Genomic DNA, 1,375 nt, shown 5'->3' with positions numbered 1-1,375 from the left:
GGTTAGTGGAAATATGGTTATTGGTTATTTGGTTAATGGATTTTGAAATATGGTAGAAATATGGTTCATCCAAAACCGAACATCTACCTTTAAATTTATAAGACAACTTTTTTCATTAACCTAGTCAGATTTTAAAGCTTTCACAGGATTGGCCTGTGCAGCCCGATAAGCAATAATCCCTACAATTACAGCAGTGAAAACCAAAGTTGACATGCCTATGGTTGCAAAAACCAATTGATTGATTTCGATTCTGTAGGCAAAATTCGAAAGCCAGGAATCCGAAGCATAAAAAGCTATCGGCCATGCCACTAAAAAAGCAATGCCTATTAAAGCCAAGTATTCTTTGGTAGACGATTGAATGATAGACAGCACAGAAGCACCAAGAACTTTTCGAATCCCGATTTCTTTTTCCCGAGCCATAGTTAAAAAAATCGTAATGCCAGTAATTCCCAAAACAGAAAGAAAAACTGCAATAAAATTGAAATAAAGTAGCAAATCGGCGGTTTGCATATCCTGTGCATAAAGCTGAGTAACATTCTCACTTAGGTATTCTAATTCAAGTGGAAAGGGCTCATTCAATTCATTGTAAATGTTAGTCAATGCAGTCAAAACCTCTTGGGTATTTTCAGGATAAAATGAAACGATACTCCGCCCATCCATTTCAACATTTTCTGATAGAGTCAGGAAATACGGATCCACTCGTTCATGGAGTGAAAAAAGGTTGATATCTTCAAAAATACCTCCTATGGTAAAAGGAAAGCCTACTTGCCCGGTTTCTTCATTTATATATTCAGGTTCAGTAATAACCTCAGTTCCTATAAGGTCTTCCGGACTGACACCTTTGATATTAGCGAATTTCTCAGCAGCTGTCCTGTTTATCAGAGTAACTCTCGAGCTTGGTGGTGAGGATAAAGTGGTTTTCAATTCATAGGCTTTGAGTGCCTCAAAATCCAAATACAGTTGATTAGAGTCATCAAAAACCGTTTCGCTCCCTTCCAATTTATAGGTTCCTTGATTAAATGCCTGCAAACCAAATGAACTTCCGCTTCCTACAGCGATCACCCCTGAAATTTGACGGAGTTTGTGCTGGAAGACTTCGATATTTTGCGGAGAAGAATAGGCATACAGAATTCCCTCTTTTTTATATCCAATATCTTTTGTTTCTACAAATTGAAGTTGTTGGGAAATAAAGTAAGAAACTGAACTTATGGCTATCAAGATTACAAATTGACTGATCACAAGGTATTTCCGGATTGGAAACTTGTGAAAATCAGGTTGCTTGAGATCTTGCTTAAACAGACTCACCGTAGCTCGCATACCCAAATAAATTGCAGGAGAAAAGCTTGCCAAAACCCCGATAATAACTGCCAAAACT

General features: G+C 37.6%; 1 protein-coding gene. It reads right to left on the bottom strand.

The annotated features are described in order from the left end of the window. Window positions 1-120: 120 nt before the first annotated feature. Window positions 121-1,375 (bottom strand): ABC transporter permease (locus tag ACZFYI_RS20380; RefSeq protein WP_462525952.1); only part of this gene is annotated, 1,255 nt, incomplete at its 5' end.

Source organism: Aquiflexum sp. (genome assembly GCF_977115555.1).
This window is presented reverse-complemented; position numbering and strand designations above follow the sequence as displayed.